Origin of the sequence: Bradyrhizobium sacchari (assembly GCF_002068095.1) — a bacterium.
Classification (GTDB): Bacteria; Pseudomonadota; Alphaproteobacteria; order Rhizobiales; family Xanthobacteraceae; genus Bradyrhizobium; species Bradyrhizobium sacchari.
In genome coordinates, this window is the sequence record NZ_LWIG01000043.1 from 33839 (window position 1) to 50150 (window position 16312).

Below are 16312 nucleotides of genomic sequence, written 5' to 3' on the forward strand. Positions count from 1 at the left end.
TCTTCTGAACCAGATTTGGCGTGTGCCATCCGCACGCGGCCCTCGGGGCGGCCCGACCGCCCTTTTTTCTCGCCCTTTACCCTCCTCCATCGCGGATTTCGCGAACCCATTCCGGCCTTGCGGCGACCCAATCGAGAGACTCCGCAGCGGACGCGCGGAGCTTTCGACTGCCGCGCTTAATGGGACCTCAACACCGGCGCCCTAATTTTCCGCCGATTTCACGAATCGGCGTACGCAGTGCGGCGGCCGAGGATTGCCAATGCGAGGGCCTGTCCGGGCCTCGCTCTCTTGGGGAAGATGGGACACATGTCGAAACGCCATGCGATGATCATTGCCGTCGGCGTGCTCGCCAGCGCCTCGGCGCTCGCGCAAACCGAGACCGTTGGGCAGGCCACGCCCAAGCCGGCGACGGCCGGGACAGTGCCGGCCGCGACGAATCCGGCTCACGCAGCTGCGCCGAAGGCCGCAACGACGCCCGCCTCTACGGCGGAAAGCCGTTCAGCCGCGGCGCTCGCGCTGACGCACGAGCCGACCTATGACGAAGGCTCCGCCCAGCGGATCAAGGAGGCCGCATTCAGCTATTCCGCGCTCGCCGTGCGCGGCGGCTGGCCGACGATCCCTGCCGACGCCAAGTTCGCGCTCGGCGTCCAGGGCGCGAGCGACGATCTCCTGCGCAAACGGCTGATCCTCTCCGGCGATCTTTCCGCCGACAAGACCAGCGGCGCCTTCGACCAGGATCTCGCCGACGCGGTGAAGCGCTTCCAGGCCCGTCACGGCCTCGCGCCGACCGGCACGGTGACGCCGCGCACGCTCGCGGCGATGAACGTCTCCGTACAGAAGCGCATCCGCCAGCTCGAGGCTTCGCTCGAGCGGCTCGAGAACATGAATTTCGGCTTCGGCGAGCGCTATGTCGTAGTCAACATCCCCGCTGCCTTCGCCGAGGCGGTCGAGAACGACGTCGTGGTGCGGCGCTATCGCGTCATCGTCGGCAAGACCGAAAAGCCGTCGCCGACGCTGACGGCTCAGATCACCAGCGTCGTCCTCAACCCGACCTGGACGGTGCCGGCCTCGATCGCCAAGACCGAGATCTCGGCGCATATGCGCAAGGACCCGACGTACCTGTCGCGCATGCACATGGAGGTGCTCGACGCCCACGACAATCCGATCGATCCGCATTCGGTCGACTGGTCCGGCACGCACACGCCAAATTTCACCGTGCGCCAGCACAACAGCACCTTCAACGCGCTCGGCGCGGTGAAGATCGACATGCCGAATTCTTATTCCGTCTACATGCACGACACCAACCAGCGCAATTTGTTCAGCGACGACTACCGCTTCGATTCCCACGGCTGCTCGCGCGTCGACAACGTGCGCGATCTCGCCGCCTGGCTGCTCAAGGACCAGCCGAAATGGAGCCGGGCGGCGATCGACGCCGAGATCGCCAGCGGCCAGCACCTCGAGGTCGCCATGGCGAAGAAGGTGCCGGTGGCATGGATCTATCTCACGGCCTGGATGACCAAGGACCAGACCATCCAGTTCCGCAACGACGTCTATAACCAGGACGAGCAGCTGCTGGAGGCGACGGCCGAAGAGGCCGCGTTCTTCGGCAGGGCCGCCGACCATCCGCTGACCGCACACATGCATGTGACGCAATAGGCGCTCTCCGCGCCATGCAATCGCGGCACGGGTCCCTCGCCTTGCCGCGGTTGACCAAGGCCGCGGCAAGGTCGCACATTGCGCTCGGCCCAAGACGAGCGAGCGCGCGATGCCTGATCTCCCCAACGAAAAATCCTACGCCGACGGCAAGATCCTCCAGCACGCCACCGACGGCGTCGGCGTGATCACATTCAACAATCCCGACAAGCGCAACGCGATGTCGCTGGAGATGTGGGAGGGATTTGGCGAGGCGCTGACGGCCTTGCGCGACGACGACGCCGTGCGCGTCGTGATCCTGCGCGGTGCCGGCGGCAAGGCGTTCGTCTCGGGGGCCGACATCAGCCAGTTCGAGAAGTCCCGCCACAACGCCGCCGCGTCCGAGGAATACGCCAGGCGCAGCGTCGCCCAGCGCGCGCTGCTCGCCGACTATCCGAAACCGACGATTGCCTGCATCCAGGGTTTTTGCCTCGGCGGCGGAATGCAGGTCGCGATGCTCGCCGACATCCGCCTCGCCGCACAGGGCAGCCAGTTCGGCATCCCCGCAGCGAAGCTCGGCATCGCCTATGGCTTCGACGGCTTGAAGCACCTGGTGTCGCTGGTCGGCCCGTCCTGGGCGCGGCTTTTGATGTACACGGGCATGCGGATCGATTCAGCCGAAGCGCTGCGCATCGGCCTCGTCGAGCGCGTGTTTCCGGAGGGCGAGCTCTGGGGCGAGACCATGGCGATTGCCGAGACCATCTCGCAGAACGCCCCGCTCGCGATCAAGGCGGCCAAGATCACCATCGCGCAGGTCCTGAAGGACGAGAGTGCGCGCGACATGGGTGCGATCAAGACGATCGGCACCGCATGCATGGACAGCGCGGATTTCCGCGAAGGCCGGCAGGCCTTCATGGAGAAGCGCAAGCCGAAGTTCTCGGGGCGGTGAGTCCCGGCGTCATTGCCGAGCCCACGCATCTCTCCATCACCATTGCGAGGAGCGCAGCGACGAAGAAACCCAGAGTCTCTCCGCGGAAAGGCTCTGGATGCTTCGCTGCGCTCGCAATGCCGAGGTGGAGAGATCTCGGAACTCTCGACGAACCTGAACCAACGTTCAGGAAGATTAAATTCCTCAGCCGCCCGCACCGCGATAGCAACTAACTGATCCGTCGCAAGTTCTTCCGCCACCAACGAGGGAGATTGCGATGAAACTCAGATTTGCTTTTCTCGGTCTGGCTGCCCTGGGCGGCGCTGCGCTGGCGTCGGGACAAGCGCTCGCGGCGATGCCGAACGGCATTCCGCAGGCCGACCAGATCGCGAGCGGTCCGGCCGCGAATGTCGATCAGGTCCGCATGGTCTGCAATGCGTGGGGCCGCTGCTGGTGGCGACCGAACTATTACGGTGCCTATGGCTATTACGGCCCGCGCCGCTTCTACGGGCCACGATATGGCTATTACGGCCACCATTGGCGTCGCTGGTAAACGATGAAGGGGCCCCGAGGGCCCCTTTTTCAAGTGCGCGCGCTGACTACAGCGCCCCCAGCACTGCCTTCGTGATGTCGGCCGTGCCATTGCTGCCGCCGAATTCCATCGGCTTGATGCCGCCGGCATAGACCTGGTCCACCGCGCGTTCGATGGTCTGGCCCGCTTCCGCCGCACTCTCCACGCCATGCTTCTCGGCGAGCCAGTCCAGCATCATTGCGGCCGACAGGATCATGCCGGTGGGATTGGCCTTGCCCTGCCCCATGATGTCGGGCGCGGTGCCGTGGCAAGGCTGGAACACGGCATATTTGTCGCCGATGTCCGCCGACGGCGCCATGCCGAGGCCGCCGATCAGGCTCGCGGTGATGTCGGAGACGATGTCGCCGAACATGTTCTCCATCACCATCACGTCGAAATCCCAGGGTCGCTTGACCAGCATCGCCGAGCAGGCATCGACATAGAGCCGGTCGCTCTTCACACCCGGGTGCTTCTTCTCGATCTCATCGAAGATGCCGCGGAAGAAGGCAAAGGCCTTGAACACGTTCGCCTTGTCGACGCAGGTCAGCATCCCCGGCTTGCCGCGCGCCTTGCGCCGTTCGGCGAGGCGGAACGAGAATTCGAATAGACGCTCGGAGGTTTTGCGCGTGATCACCATTGTCTCGCGCGCATCCTCATGAGTGACGACGCCCTTGCCCATCGAGGCGAATAAGCCCTCGGTGGATTCACGGATCACGACGAGATCGATGCCGCGTTTGTCGGCTCCCACAATCGGGCTCGGCACGCCGGGAATGAGGCGCGCCGGCCGCACGCCGGCATAGAGATCGAAGATGAAGCGCAGTTCGATCTGCGGCGCGATCTCGGTATTGTCGGGGTAGCGCACCGACGGCAGGCCGCAGGCTCCGAGCAGGATCGCGTCCGCCTCCTCGCACAGCTTGATCGTCGTATCCGGCATCGACTTGCCGGTGGCGAGATAATTGTTGGCGCCGGCGGGCGCCTCGGTGAAGCGGAAGCCGAGCCCGGATTTTGCGCCGACCTTGCGCAGCACCTCGAGCGCCGGCGCCATGACTTCGGGACCGATGCCGTCACCAGCGAGCACGGCAATGTGGAAGGCGTTGTTCGCGGACATGAGGATTCCTGCGTGAAGGTCAAAGTGATCTCGTCATTGCGAGGAGCTCTTGCGACGAAGCAATCCAGACTGTCTCCGCGGAGGGATTTCTGGATTGCTTCGCTTCGCTCGCAATGACGGTGGAAAGAGTTGTAACTACGGCGTCAGCACCGTGCGGCCGACCACCGCGCCCTGCTGCAACTGCACCAGCGCGTCGTTGGCCTTGGCGAGCGGAGCCGTCGTCACCGGGATCGGCGGCACCTTCTTGGTGCGAACGAGGTCGAGCAACTCCTGCGTTTCGCGCAGATTTCCGACATAGCTGCCCTGGATCGTCACCGCCTTGATCGGGATCAGCGGCAGCGCCCAGGTCGCGCCGCCGCCGAACAGGCCGACGATGACGAGCTTGCCGCCCTTGGTCAGGCAGTCGAAGCCGAGCTGTGTCGTCGCGGAGTTGCCGACGAGGTCGATCACGGCGCGGATCGGCCCGCCCGCCTTCTTCGCAAGCTGCTCCAGCGCATCCGGGGCCTTGGGATCGATGGTCGCAAGCGCACCGGCCTTCTCGGCCGCCTCGCGCTTCCGGGCGTCGATGTCGACCATGATCGCACCCTTGCCGCCCATCGCCTTCAGCAGCGACAGCGCCATCAGGCCGAGGCCGCCGGCGCCGAACATCACGATCGGCGTGTCGAAATGCTGCTCGACCTTCTTCAGCGCGCTGTAGGTGGTGACGCCCGAGCAGGCATAGGGCGCGGTCGTCGCGGGATCGAGCCCCTTCAGATTGAGCAGATAGCGCGGATGCGGCACCAGCATGTGATCGGAATAGCCGCCGTCGCAATAGACGCCGAGCGAGCGCGGCGTCAGGCACATGTTCTCGTCGCCGCCGAGGCACGTGGCGCACTTGCCGCAGCCGATCCAGGGATAGACGAGGCCAACATCGCCGAGCTTGAGATCGCCCTGATCGGTCGGCTTCACGTCCGGGCCGAAGGCGAGGATTTCGCCGACGGTCTCGTGCCCCATCGTCAGCGGCAGATTGATGCCGCGGTCCTTCAGCGACAGCGGCTTGCGACCGTGGCCGAGATCGTAGCCGCCTTCCCAGATGTGAAGGTCGCTGTGGCAGACGCCGGCAGCCTTCACCTTGATCAGCACCTGCGTGCCCGAAGGCTGCGGCGTCGCCTCGTCGAACTCCTGCAGCGGCGCCTTGAAATCGGCAACCTTGAAACTCTTCATCGCAATCCTCCCGGCATGCTTCTTGTTCTCGCCTCAGCATGCCATGGCCGGCGGGGCGAGACAAACTCGCTCCTGTCTAGTTTACGGCGATCAAGGATGGCAACCCGACGGCGCGCAGGGCCGCATTGCTCGCGGCACGAAGCCATTCAGCCTTGCGCGGCCGTTTTGCCTGACGGAATTGCCGCATCGTTCGCAAGGCCGATCTCGTCGCGCAACGCATCCGTGTGCGCGCCGAGCACCGCCACCGTCCTGGCCGGCGTCGTATCGGCGCCGGACATCCGGAACGGCAGGTTGAGCACCCTAAACGATCCGCCCTCGTCCCGCACCTCGGATAGCGCCTGGCGATGCGCAAGCTGCGGATCGGCCAGTGCCTCTGACACGGTGCGATAGGCTGACGCCGGCACGCCGGCAGCGCCAAGCGCGAGCAGGCATGCATCGGTCGAAAGCTGCCCCGACCAGACCTCGACGCCGTCCATCAACTCCGCCCAGTTCTGGCGGCGCGGCGCGTAGCTGACGAAGCGTGGATCGGAGATCCATTCGGGGCGGCCGATCACGCCCATCAGGGCCTGGAACGTCTTCTCGCTGGCGACCGTGATCATGACATAGCCGCTGGCCGTCGCGGTCGGCCCGAACATCGGGCGCGGCGGCGGTGCAACCGCGAATTGCGAGCTCTGCAACTCGGTCAGGGTCAAGGTCAGCATCGATTCCAGCATGGAGACGTCGATGTGCTGGCCGAGCCCGGTCACGGTGCGCTGATAGAGCGCCGACGCGATCGCGCCAAAACCGTAGGTGCCGGTGAGGACATCGGCATGGTAGATGCCGCAATAGTCGGGCCTGACACGGCCGGGCTGGTAGGCAAGATGCGCCATGTCGTAGCCGGAGGCGGCGTGGATCACCGGCGCATAGGCCGGCAGCTCGGCCGAGGGGCCGGTCTGGCCATAGCCGGAGATCGAGCAGTAGATCAGTCTCGGGTTGACCGCACGCAGCCTGTCATAGTCGAGCCGCAGCCGGTGCATCACGCCTGGCCGGAAGTTCTCGACCAGGATGTCGGCGGTCGCGGCCAGCCGGCGGACCGCCTCCCTGCCATCCTCGGACTTGAGGTCGAGCACCAGGCTCTTCTTGCCGACATTGAGCTGGCCGAACGCGGTGCTGCACCCCTTGCGCAGCGGCGGCCGGGTCCGCATCGTCTCCCCGCCATCGGACTCGATCTTGATGACCTCGGCGCCCATGTCGGCTAGCATGCGCGCGCAATGGGGACCGGCGATCGTGGTCGAAAAATCCAGGACCCGCAGGCCCGCGAAAGCCTTTGTCGTCGTCCCCTCATGCTTGTCTGGTAGCTGCATGCGTGCCGCGTCTCCCTGGGGCTCCCTTCGGGAACCATGGATGTTCTCTCTTGTTGGTGCGGCGACCCTAGAGGGCGGCGGCTGAGTAGGAAAGTCTTTACCGAGCAGACGCGTCTCGCGGCGGGCTTGAGAATTTCCTGGGCAACTGGACCCGTTCTTGCATAGCAGCAAACGGGATCGGAAGAGGGCAGCAGTTCTTGAGGGTCTTGTTCGTTACGACAGAGATGGACGACTTTGTCCGCGTCGGCGGGCTTGGAGCCGTTTCCGCCGCCCTGCCCCGAGCGCTGCGCCCCTTCGCCGATATCCGGATCATGCTGCCCGGCTATCGCGATATCATCGAGCAGCTCACGCATATCCAGATCGTCGGTCGCTGTCCGCCGTTCGCGGAGCTGCCGGCCTGTTCGCTCGGCCGTGCCGCGACCAAGGACGGCCTGCCGGTCTATGTGCTGTTGTGCTCGCAGCTCTACGACCGGCCCGGCAATCCCTATGGCGACGAGTCCGGGCGCGACTGGCCCGACAACGACATCCGCTTCGCGCGCTTCGCCTCGGCAGCCGCTGAGCTGGCCATGGGCAGGCTGGACAAGAATTGGGCAGCGGACCTGGTCCATGCCAACGATTGGCAAGCCTCGCTGGTGCCGGCCTATCTCGCCTGGCGCGGCGCCAAGCTGCCGTCGATCCTGACCATTCACAACCTCGCCTATCAGGGCCTCTTCCCGAAGGAGGCGCTGCGGCGGATCGGCGCACCGGAGAGCTCCTTCCACATCGACGGCGTCGAGTTCTACGACCAGGTCTCCTTCCTCAAGGCCGGCCTGGTCTACGCTTCACACCTCACCACGGTCAGCGGCACCTATGCGCGCGAGATCACGACGGCCGAATTCGGCTGCGGCCTGGAAGGCCTGCTCCGCCTGCGCTCGGACGCCGCCGAGCTCACCGGCATCCTCAACGGCATCGACGAGAGCTGGGACCCGCGTTCCTGCGCGCAGCTCGCCCAGCAATTCGGTGCCGGCGACTGGGTCGGCAAGAAGGCCAATGCGGATTACGTGCGCAAGCAGTTCGGGCTTGCGGTGTCGCGCGGACCGATGTTCGGCATCGTCGCCCGACTCGTGCATCAGAAGGGCATCGACCTCGTGCTGGCGGCGGCCGACGAGATCATCGATGCCGGCGGACAGATCGTGGTCACCGGCTCCGGCGAGCCGGCGCTCGAGCAGGCGCTGATCGACGCCCATCGCCGCCGTCCCGACGCCATCGGCGTCGCGATCGGCTTCAACGACGCCCAGGCGCGGCGCATCTTTGCCGGCAGCGACTTCACCTTGATGCCATCACGGTTCGAGCCCTGCGGCCTCAGCCAGATGTACGCCCAGCGCTTCGGCTCATTGCCGATCGGTCACCAGACCGGCGGGCTCGCCGAGACCATCAGCGACGGCGAGACCGGCTTTTTGTTCTCAAAGCCCTCGCACGAATCCTTCCTCGGCGGCGTCCGCCGCGCCTTCTCGGCCTTCATGGCGCACGACCAGCTCGACGCCATGCGCCGCAGCGCCATGGGACGATCGTTCTCCTGGAGCATCTCCGCCGGCAGCTACAGCGCGCTGTATAGGAAACTGGCGTCGGTGTGAGGCCGGAGTGCTTCCGCATACTCCGTCATTGCGAGCGCAGCGAAGCAATCCAGAGTCTCTCCGCGGACGGATTCTGGATTGCTTCGCTGCGCTCGCAATGACGATGAGGAGAGAGTATCGCCTCGCTCCCATCTCGTGTCCCGGACGCAGCGCATCGCCTTGCGACGTGGTGCGCTGCTGAGCCGGGGCCCGTCTCACAGAGAAAAGCCGTGACTCTGGGTCCCAGCTCCGCGCCGCAACGCTCACCCGTTGCGGCTTGTCCGGGACACGAGAGATTTGGCCTTCACCTCTTCCCGCGCACGTCCATCTGCGGCCGGCCGATCCAGGCGCGGTTGAGGCAGCGCGTCATCCAGTCGGGCTGCAACTCGCCCCGCAGCCGCGCCTGCGCTTCCTGATAGGGGCCGACATAGCGCAGCCTGTCTGGCAATTTCGGATAGACGCGCCTGATCCAGCGCAGCGCATTGTCGGCGGATCTGGCATCCCGCTCGTCAAGCTCAAAGCCAAACCCCACACGCAAGCGCTCCGGCAACATCCTCGCGGTAAGCGCGCGATACCATCGCGGCGGCCGTAACCACGGACGCGCGCCATCAAAAATCTGCGACGCGATCTCACGTGCCGCCGCGCTGACCGTGAGGGTGTCCGATTGCGCCATCGCCGCGGTGTAAGCCGCAAAGCCGGCCCAGTCCGCCGGCAAATCATCCCCCGTCAGCCCGAACAGCGCACCGAACGTCCGGCTCTCGGCCCAATAGCGCTCGCGCTCCTCCACGGAGAGCTGTGGCAGGACGAGGTCATGCGCCATCAGCGCGGTGTCGACCAGCGTGGCGTGGACCCAGCGCAGCGGCGGAATGTCGTTGGCGCAGTAGCGCGAGCCCGCCGCGAACGGGCCGACCGTCTCGGGCATCTGCCCGACGATCATGCCGTGGCGCCGGTGCAATTGCCGGGACGACTGCATGGCACGGTCGAGCGAACCGAACACCATGGCGAAGACGATGTCGAAGGTGCGATGGAAGCGGCCGACCGGATCGGCGAATGTTTTCGAATGCTCGGCGATGGCGGCGGCGACCCACGGATGGGCGAGTTGCAGCAGCAGCGCGCGACCGGCGCCAAGGAAGTTCACGGCCTCCCGGTCGATCCGCCAGGTCACCGTGTCAGGACCGAACACGCCGGCAACCGCGCCCGCGGCATCAGCACGGACCTGATCGAGCGCCGCTTCCAGATCTTTCTCAACGACCACTTGCGAGTCTCGCGAGAGAAGAGGTCGCGACAATAGCCCAGACCGCGGCCTCTTGACATCGTCACCGCCCAAAACAGGGCCCTCACTCCGCCGCAATCGGCATCTCGTCCGTATGCTCGTGCAGCACCACGCCGGCGAGCGGATCGAACTCGCCGATCCAGGGCCTGCGCGCCAGCACCGATCGCGTGTGAGCATAGCCGGCATGCCAGCGCCGCGTGATCCCCGACGGGCTGAAGTCGATATCCTTGGTGTGGGTCTCGTGCTCGAGCTGCGGCGCCAGGAGCCGCACCACATGCATGCGGGTCGAGCAGCCGTAGCTCATCAGTTCCCTCACGGCGGGATCATTCAGCTCGCTCTCCGGCAGCAGCGCCGCGAGCTGGTTGATGACGTGGCGCAGGCGGTGGGCCTGCTGCTGTCGCACGATCTGGCTCGCGATGCGGCTGGAATATTGCACGTCCTTGTGCCGGTTCATCACCTCCGCCATCGTGGCCGGCTCAGGCCCGACGGGATTCCACAGATGCACCGAGAAAATCAGCGAATCCCGGCGCGGATTGTCGTCGAACACCGCTTCGGTCGGCGTGTTCGACAGGATGCCGCCATCCCAATAGAGCTCACCGTCGATGCGCACCGCCGGAAAAGCCGGCGGCAGCGCGCCCGAAGCCATCACATGCTTCACCGTCAGCTCGCCGTCACGGCTATCGAAATAGCGCATCTCGCTGGTGCAGACATGTGCCGCACCGACCGTCAGGCGCGGCGCGCAGCGATTGGCCAGATCAAAATCGACCAGCTCGAGCAGCGTCTTCTCCAGCGGCGCGGTCGAATAAAAGCCGGCATGATCCGCACCCAGCGGATATGAATCGCCTGCATGCGCCAGCGGATTGGGCCGGAAGAAACCGGGAATGCCGTGGGTCACGGTCGACCAATAGGCCAGCTTCTCGTTGAAGCCGGGAAATGCGGCGCGCCAGTCCCAGACCGGCTGCTGCTCCATCCGCTTCCAGAACTCCCGCAGGCGCGCCAGCCGGTGCTCCCTTGCGTTGCCCGCAATCAGGCTCGCATTGATGGCGCCGATCGACGTGCCGATGATCCAGTCCGGCTCGATGCCGGCTTCGTGCAAGGCCTGATAGACCCCGGCCTGATAGGAGCCGAGCGCGCCACCGCCCTGAAGGACGAGGACGACCTGGCCTGGCAGGTCCATACTCCTGCGCTGTACCTTGTCCTGCATGCCGTTCATGTCTCGCTCCCGTCGAGCCTATCGTTACCATTCGTCAGGTGTAAGGCCATTGTTACGTCCTGCCGTTCTCGGCGATTGTCGGGCCTTTTGGAAATGCCGGCTGGCTTCCGTAACCATACGCAGGCGCTATCGAGCCCGGGATGTCATTCCCGGTCCGGATCGGCTAGATTCCGGCCGATCCAGCTGGGAGCCGATCCATGGAAATGCACCAGGTCCGCTATTTCCTCGCGGTCGCGCAGCTGTTGAATTTTACGCGCGCCGCCGAGGAATGCAACGTGACGCAGCCCTCGCTGACGCGCGCGATCAAGCAGCTCGAGGCCGAGCTCGGCGGCGACCTATTCCGCCGCGAGCGGCCCGCTGCGCAACTGACCGAGCTCGGCCAGCGCATGCATCCGCTCTTGAAGCAGTGCTACGACGCCGCCACCGGTGCGCGCTCGCTCGCCTCCTCGTTCCGCAGCGGCGAGATCGGCGCGCTGCGCATCGCGCTGACGCATTCGATCGACCTCGCACTGCTCATTCCGCATCTCAACGAAATCAGGCGGCAGTTCAACCGGCTCGAGTTGCGCTTCCAGCGCGGGACGAGCCGCGAGGTCGGTGAATTCCTGAAGAAGGGTGAAGCCGAGCTCGGCATCGCCGCCGAGATCGACGAAGCCTGGGAGCGGCTCGACGTGTGGCCGCTGTTCACGGAAGGCTTCGATCTCGTCGTCAGCCGCGAGCATCGGCTCGCCGGACAAGATACGGTCGAGCCGGACGATCTGCGCGCGGAGCAACTGCTCGGCCGCAGCTATTGCGAGCATTCCAGGCGCATCTCCGCCAGCCTGCGCGAGCAGGGCATCGACGTCGATCACGGCCACGAGATCTCGAGCGAGCGCGATTTGATCGAGCTGGTCGAGGCCGATATCGGCATCGCCATGATGCCGCGCACCTCGCCGGTGCCGGACAGCTTGAAGCGCACCGCGGTCACCGGCCTCGATACCCGCCGCACCGTCAGCCTCTACGGCGTCGCCGGCCGTCAGCGAACGGCCGTCGCCAATGCAGTGATGCGGATGCTGCGCGGCGCGGACTGGAGAGCGATCGCGGGGTAGCAGATGAGCGGTCTTGCACCACGCAAGATGCGCATTGCTGTGTTCTCGCCCCTTGTGGGAGAGGGCAGCGACGCTGGTAGACGCAGACTCGCTTGGGTGAGGGGTATGTCTCCGCGAGCATCAGTGCACGCGGAGACATACCCCTCCGCTTCGCGCCACCTTCTCCCAAAGGGGAGAAGGAAGAGAGATCGCTGTGCGTGAAGTCAATTCTCCCGGCTCGCGCGCTCCAGCGCCGCGAGCAGATCGTCGATCTCCATGCGCTTGCGGAAATCCGGATCGACGAAGCGTGCCTTCACCAGTCCGTCGCGGCCGACGACGAACACGGCGGGGATCGGAAGCATCCAGCCGTCATTGCCGTGAAACTTCGCCATATCCTGATAGGACAACAGGCTCTGGAGCTCGCTGCCGAGCCAGATCGCGAGATTGAGCGACAGCGCATAGCCGTTGTCGAGATCGGTCAGGATCGGAAAGGGCGCGCCGGAATCGGCCTTGACCTGCCTCGTGTACTCTTGCATCTCCGGCATGATCGCGACGACCTGTGCGCCCATCGCCTTGATGCGCTCCTGCGCCTGCACGACGGCACGGACATTGAGCCGGCAATAGGGGCACCAGTGGCCACGGAAGAACATCACCGCGACGGGACCCCGCTCCAGCAGCGCGGGCAGCGTCACGAGACGCCCGCCCTCGTCAGGCAACATGAACGGCGGCATCGCATCGCCCGGACGCGGCGCGGTCTCCCCACCGCCGTTGCCGTTCAGCCTCACCACGAGCCGGTCGACCGCCTCGCCATAGGCCGGAAACACCTCGCGGCTCGCATCGGCATAGGCGCGCAGCTGCTCGTTCAGCGTTCCCTCCATGTCGCGGCAGCGCTGGTAGGCGAGCCTCAGTCGATCGGCGTCGGCTGGTGAAAGAGACGTCATCTTCCGCTCCGGCATTTGAAGGCGAATAGTAGGTGCTTTATCCGGCCGCCCACAAGGGGCGGCCGTTGCGCGAGGGCGGCTCAGTTCACGTAAAAATTGCCGGTGGGATCGAGCCGCCCCGACGTGGAGTACAGCGTGCCGTTGTCCATGAAGAAGACGGTGTTCTCGGGCACCTTCTTGGCGTTCTTCATCATGGCCTCATGGTTCTTCTCGGCCGGGGCCATGGCCATCGCGGACATCTTGCCCGGCCCGCCATAGACATAGGCCATGCCGGCCTTGAAATCCCAGGTGGCCTGCGAGAAGGCCGAGGTGGCAATCACCGCGACTGCGGCGGTAAGGATCAGGGTTTTTGACAGTTTCGTCATGGACGCTCCTCCGGATTGNGTGAACGCCCGCCAATCGGGCGCGCTGCCATCGGACGCCGGATGCCCCGGAAGCGGAAATGCCGTTGCCCAATCGGTTCGATAGCCGCCGGACATCGAGATAGCGCTTGGCTATCGCATCGAAAGCGAGCCGGCATTTCAACAGCGATGCGGTCTCGACGAAGCTCCTGCCATAGCCGGCGACCAGCGAGGTTGCGGCCAACAGAGGAGACTTCCCATGTTCAAGCAGCAGATGTTGTCGCGCCTGGTCTGGGCGGGCGCAGCCGCTCTCGGTGCACTGACATTCGCAACGCCGGTCTTCGCCGGCGAATGTCCCGCCGACAGGATCAAGCCGAACGCGCAGCAGATGGTCGACACCAAGCCGGTCGGCGTCACCGACGTGACGCTCGGCGCCATCGATCTCGGCAAGCAGCCGGCTCATATCGAGGGCCGCGAGCTGCGCTTCCGCAAGCTGACCATCGCGCCCGGCGGCGTCGTGCCCTGGCATAGCCATGACGACCGCCCTGCGCTGATCTTCGTGCAGCAGGGCGAGATCGTCGAATACGCCTCCAACTGCGTCGATCCGATCGTGCACAAGGCCGGCGACATCCGCCCCGAAGTCTACGGCACCTCGCATTGGTGGAAGAACCTCGGCAAGGAGACCGTCATTCTCTATGTCGGCGATGTGCGCAAGGATCCCAACGACCATCACATGTGACGAGCCTTTAGTGTCCAGTCATTCCGGGACGCGAAGCGAGGCGCACCTGAGAATCTCGAGATTCCGGGTCTGGTGCTCCGGGCCGCTTTGCGGTCCCGTTCGCGCCAGCCCGGAATGACAGTCGAAGGAGATGCACGCCATGACTGATCTTTCCGCGTCGATCAAACCGGCTGCGATGACGATGGCGGCGCACTCGCCGGGCCTCACGCTGCGCTCGCTGGTGATCGGCCTCACCGCATTCCTCACCGTCGTCGATCTCTTCGCGACACAGGCGATCCTGCCTTCGCTGACGCGGCACTACGGCGTCACACCCGCGGCGATGGGCTTTGCCGTCAACGCCAGCACGTTCGGCATGGCGACAGCCAGCCTCGTCGTCGGCTTCTTCAGCCCGCACATCAACCGGCGCACCGGCATCCTGCTCAGCCTGATGCTGCTGGCGATCCCCACCGGCCTGCTGGCGTCCGCGCCAAATCTTGCCGTCTTCACAGCCTTGAGGGTCGCGCAGGGCCTGTGCATGGCCTCCGCCTTCGCGCTCACCCTCGCTTATCTCGGCGAGCAATGCAGCGCGATCGATGCCGGCGGCGCCTTTGCCGCCTACATCACCGGCAATGTCGCCAGCAACCTTATCGGCCGTCTGATCTCGGCAGCGGTCGCCGAGGGCCTTGGCCTCGCCTGGAACTTCTATCTGTTCGCAGCGCTGAATCTGGCCGGAGCGGTGCTGGTCTATTTCACGATTCGACGCGTGCAGCCGATGCATGCGATGATGCCGGTGGCCTCGCCCCTCGCCGCCACCATCGCACATTGGCGCAATCCGCGCCTGCGCGCGGCCTTCGGCATCGGCTTCTGCATCCTGTTCGCCTTCATCGGTACCTTCACGTTCGTCAATTTCGTGCTGGTGCGGCCGCCGCTGGCGCTGGGCATGATGGATCTGGGCTTCGTCTATTTCGTCTTCCTGCCGTCGGTCGTCACGACGCTTCTGGCCGGCAAGGTGGCCGCTCGGCTCGGAACGCGGCCGACGATCTGGGGCGCGCTCGCTGTCGCCGGGCTCGGCCTGCCCTTGATGCTGGCGCCGCATCTCGGCGAAGTCCTCACCGGCATGGTTCTGGTCGGCGTCGGGACATTCTTCGCACAGGCCGCCGCAACTAGCTTCGTCGGGCAGGCGGCAACCGACAACCGCGGCATCGCCAGCGGGAGCTATCTTGCGTGTTACTTCTGCGGCGGGCTGGTCGGGACGGTCGTGCTCGGGCGATTGTTCGACGGTTTCGGCTGGCACGCCTGCGTCGCGGGTGTCGGCCTGGCCCTTGCGCTGGCGGCCCTGCTCACCGTCGCCCTGAAACGCTGAAGCACAATGAGATTTGGATGAATCGTCATCGCGCTTTGGATCATTGCTTTAGACATGATTTTTCCGGAAACCCGCTTCGCACCTTTCCGGATCGTGCTTTAACGCTTCACCGGCGCTTCCTGCGGCGGCTCGTCGTCGGCGATGGCGCGCCAGGCGGCGCCGTCGAGATCGTCGTACTGGCCGCTCCTGAGCGACCAGAGGAAGGCGACGAGACCGGCACCTCCGAGCATCAAGGCGAGCGGCACCAGGATGACCAGGATTTCCATCACACGATCTCCCGCGCCGAGCTGCGGGCGCGCAGCGAGTTCAGCATCACCAGGATCGACGACCCGCTCATGGCGGCCGCAGCGATCAGGGGCGTCACCACGCCGCTGATCGCGACCGGCACGGCGAGCACATTATAGCCGATCGCGAGCCAGAGGTTCTGCCGCATCAGGTGCAGCGCCTTGCGCGAAGCGTCGATGGCGGCGGTCACGGGGGCCAGCGGCCGGCCGAGGAAGACGAGGTCGGCGGTGGCCTGGCTGAGATGGGCGGCCGAGATCGGCGACATCGAGACATGGGCTGCGGCCAGCGAGGGCGCATCGTTCATGCCGTCGCCGACCATCAGCACCTTCGTGCCGCGCCGCTTCAATTCCTCGATCCGTGCGATCTTGTCGGCCGGCATGACGCCGGCGCGCCACTCCGGGATCGCCAGTGCATGCGCCGCCGCCTTCACCGCCGGCTCGCGGTCGCCGGAAAGAATCTCGATGCCGATATTGCGCGCCTTCAGCGCGGCGATCACCGCCTGCGCATCCGGACGCAGGCCCTGGCGCACCGAAAGGATGAATTTTTCAGTCCCCTTGCTGAAGGCCACGATGGAGGCCTCCGGATCGAGCATGGCCCCGTCAACCAGCGCCTCTGCGCCGCAGAAGGACGGACGGCCAAGTCGGAGCTCTGCGCCGTCCACCACCGCCCGCACGCCCTGCCCGGCCTCCTCGACCGCACTGACGATGGGTGCCCTTGCGCCGGCGGCCTGCGCAACC

The 16312-nt window shown here is 65.5% G+C and carries 16 protein-coding genes; 7 read left to right on the top strand and 9 right to left on the bottom strand.

From position 1 onward, the window contains the following. Nucleotides 1-306: 306 nt before the first annotated feature. The 3 genes from A5906_RS30785 to A5906_RS30795 all read left to right on the top strand — a co-directional run bounded on the left by A5906_RS30785 (nucleotide 307) and on the right by A5906_RS30795 (nucleotide 3113). Complete coding sequence (locus A5906_RS30785; protein WP_080139016.1) at nucleotides 307-1656, top strand: L,D-transpeptidase family protein; 1350 nt, start codon at nucleotides 307-309, stop codon at nucleotides 1654-1656. 109 nt (nucleotides 1657-1765) lie between these two features. After that, nucleotides 1766-2581 (top strand): enoyl-CoA hydratase, encoded by an 816-nt coding sequence (locus tag A5906_RS30790; RefSeq protein ID WP_080138947.1) that lies wholly within the window; start codon nucleotides 1766-1768, stop codon nucleotides 2579-2581. Nucleotides 2582-2837: 256 nt separating this feature from the next. Continuing rightward, nucleotides 2838-3113, top strand: a complete 276-nt coding sequence (locus A5906_RS30795) for a hypothetical protein (RefSeq protein WP_080138948.1) — start codon at nucleotides 2838-2840, stop codon at nucleotides 3111-3113. Between the two features lie 46 nt (nucleotides 3114-3159). On the opposite strand, the gene A5906_RS30800 is transcribed toward A5906_RS30795, so the two are convergent. From A5906_RS30800 to A5906_RS30810, 3 genes are all read right to left on the bottom strand, one after another. Next, nucleotides 3160-4239 carry an isocitrate/isopropylmalate dehydrogenase family protein gene (locus A5906_RS30800; protein WP_080138949.1) on the bottom strand — a complete coding sequence of 360 codons (1080 nt, stop codon included), beginning with the start codon at nucleotides 4237-4239 and terminating at the stop codon, nucleotides 3160-3162. Nucleotides 4240-4374: 135 nt separating this feature from the next. Further along, entirely contained in the window at nucleotides 4375-5442 is a 1068-nt protein-coding gene (locus tag A5906_RS30805; protein WP_080138950.1) for an alcohol dehydrogenase, read from the bottom strand. A 146-nt stretch (nucleotides 5443-5588) separates the two neighbouring features. Next, nucleotides 5589-6785 (bottom strand): CaiB/BaiF CoA transferase family protein, encoded by a 1197-nt coding sequence (locus A5906_RS30810; protein ID WP_080138951.1) that lies wholly within the window; start codon nucleotides 6783-6785, stop codon nucleotides 5589-5591. A 197-nt stretch (nucleotides 6786-6982) separates the two neighbouring features. On the opposite strand from A5906_RS30810, the gene glgA reads away from it, so the two are divergent. Continuing rightward, complete coding sequence (gene glgA / locus A5906_RS30815; protein WP_080138952.1) at nucleotides 6983-8398, top strand: glycogen synthase GlgA; 1416 nt, start codon at nucleotides 6983-6985, stop codon at nucleotides 8396-8398. A 283-nt stretch (nucleotides 8399-8681) separates the two neighbouring features. Here glgA and A5906_RS30825 read toward each other — a convergent pair whose 3' ends face one another. Together A5906_RS30825 and A5906_RS30830 are read right to left on the bottom strand one after the other, a co-directional pair. After that, nucleotides 8682-9632, bottom strand: coding sequence for an oxygenase MpaB family protein (locus tag A5906_RS30825; RefSeq protein WP_080138954.1), 951 nt, complete (start codon nucleotides 9630-9632; stop codon nucleotides 8682-8684). Between the two features lie 82 nt (nucleotides 9633-9714). Continuing rightward, on the bottom strand, nucleotides 9715-10863 hold the full coding sequence (locus A5906_RS30830; protein ID WP_080138955.1) for a DUF3734 domain-containing protein: 1149 nt from the start codon (nucleotides 10861-10863) through the stop codon (nucleotides 9715-9717). Between the two features lie 197 nt (nucleotides 10864-11060). On the opposite strand from A5906_RS30830, the gene A5906_RS30835 reads away from it, so the two are divergent. After that, entirely contained in the window at nucleotides 11061-11948 is an 888-nt protein-coding gene (locus A5906_RS30835) for a LysR family transcriptional regulator (RefSeq protein WP_080138956.1), read from the top strand. Nucleotides 11949-12151: 203 nt separating this feature from the next. Here the strand turns inward: A5906_RS30835 and A5906_RS30840 are convergent, their stop codons facing one another. Beyond that, entirely contained in the window at nucleotides 12152-12868 is a 717-nt protein-coding gene (locus tag A5906_RS30840) for a peroxiredoxin-like family protein (protein ID WP_080139017.1), read from the bottom strand. An 80-nt stretch (nucleotides 12869-12948) separates the two neighbouring features. Continuing rightward, on the bottom strand, nucleotides 12949-13233 hold the full coding sequence (locus A5906_RS30845) for a hypothetical protein (RefSeq protein WP_080138957.1): 285 nt from the start codon (nucleotides 13231-13233) through the stop codon (nucleotides 12949-12951). A gap of 235 nt (nucleotides 13234-13468) precedes the next feature. Here A5906_RS30845 and A5906_RS30850 point away from each other — a divergent pair, with 235 nt between their 5' ends. Further along, entirely contained in the window at nucleotides 13469-13948 is a 480-nt protein-coding gene (locus tag A5906_RS30850) for a cupin domain-containing protein (protein WP_080138958.1), read from the top strand. 139 nt (nucleotides 13949-14087) lie between these two features. Continuing rightward, nucleotides 14088-15290, top strand: a complete 1203-nt coding sequence (locus A5906_RS30855; RefSeq protein WP_080139018.1) for an MFS transporter — start codon at nucleotides 14088-14090, stop codon at nucleotides 15288-15290. Between the two features lie 98 nt (nucleotides 15291-15388). Here A5906_RS30855 and ccoS read toward each other — a convergent pair whose 3' ends face one another. Both ccoS and A5906_RS45345 read right to left on the bottom strand, forming a co-directional pair. Next, a complete protein-coding gene (ccoS, locus tag A5906_RS30860; protein ID WP_008138466.1) occupies nucleotides 15389-15556 on the bottom strand; it encodes a cbb3-type cytochrome oxidase assembly protein CcoS in 168 nt (55 codons plus the stop codon). After that, the coding region (locus A5906_RS45345; RefSeq protein ID WP_245326986.1) for an HAD-IC family P-type ATPase at nucleotides 15556-16312 on the bottom strand (757 nt) is incomplete at its 5' end. The genes ccoS and A5906_RS45345, both read right to left, overlap by 1 nt.

Bases quoted from the DNA above. Each gene is read 5' to 3' on its own strand.
- A5906_RS30785 (WP_080139016.1), top strand. From the start codon at position 307: ATGTCGAAACGCCATGCGATGATCATTGCCGTCGGCGTGCTCGCCAGC.
- A5906_RS30790 (WP_080138947.1), top strand. From the start codon at position 1,766: ATGCCTGATCTCCCCAACGAAAAATCCTACGCCGACGGCAAGATCCTC.
- A5906_RS30795 (WP_080138948.1), top strand. From the start codon at position 2,838: ATGAAACTCAGATTTGCTTTTCTCGGTCTGGCTGCCCTGGGCGGCGCT.
- A5906_RS30800 (WP_080138949.1), bottom strand. From the start codon at position 4,239: ATGTCCGCGAACAACGCCTTCCACATTGCCGTGCTCGCTGGTGACGGC.
- A5906_RS30805 (WP_080138950.1), bottom strand. From the start codon at position 5,442: ATGAAGAGTTTCAAGGTTGCCGATTTCAAGGCGCCGCTGCAGGAGTTC.
- A5906_RS30810 (WP_080138951.1), bottom strand. From the start codon at position 6,785: ATGCAGCTACCAGACAAGCATGAGGGGACGACGACAAAGGCTTTCGCG.
- A5906_RS30830 (WP_080138955.1), bottom strand. From the start codon at position 10,863: ATGAACGGCATGCAGGACAAGGTACAGCGCAGGAGTATGGACCTGCCA.
- A5906_RS30835 (WP_080138956.1), top strand. From the start codon at position 11,061: ATGGAAATGCACCAGGTCCGCTATTTCCTCGCGGTCGCGCAGCTGTTG.
- A5906_RS30840 (WP_080139017.1), bottom strand. From the start codon at position 12,868: ATGACGTCTCTTTCACCAGCCGACGCCGATCGACTGAGGCTCGCCTAC.
- A5906_RS30845 (WP_080138957.1), bottom strand. From the start codon at position 13,233: ATGACGAAACTGTCAAAAACCCTGATCCTTACCGCCGCAGTCGCGGTG.
- A5906_RS30850 (WP_080138958.1), top strand. From the start codon at position 13,469: ATGTTCAAGCAGCAGATGTTGTCGCGCCTGGTCTGGGCGGGCGCAGCC.
- A5906_RS30855 (WP_080139018.1), top strand. From the start codon at position 14,088: ATGACTGATCTTTCCGCGTCGATCAAACCGGCTGCGATGACGATGGCG.
- ccoS (WP_008138466.1), bottom strand. From the start codon at position 15,556: ATGGAAATCCTGGTCATCCTGGTGCCGCTCGCCTTGATGCTCGGAGGT.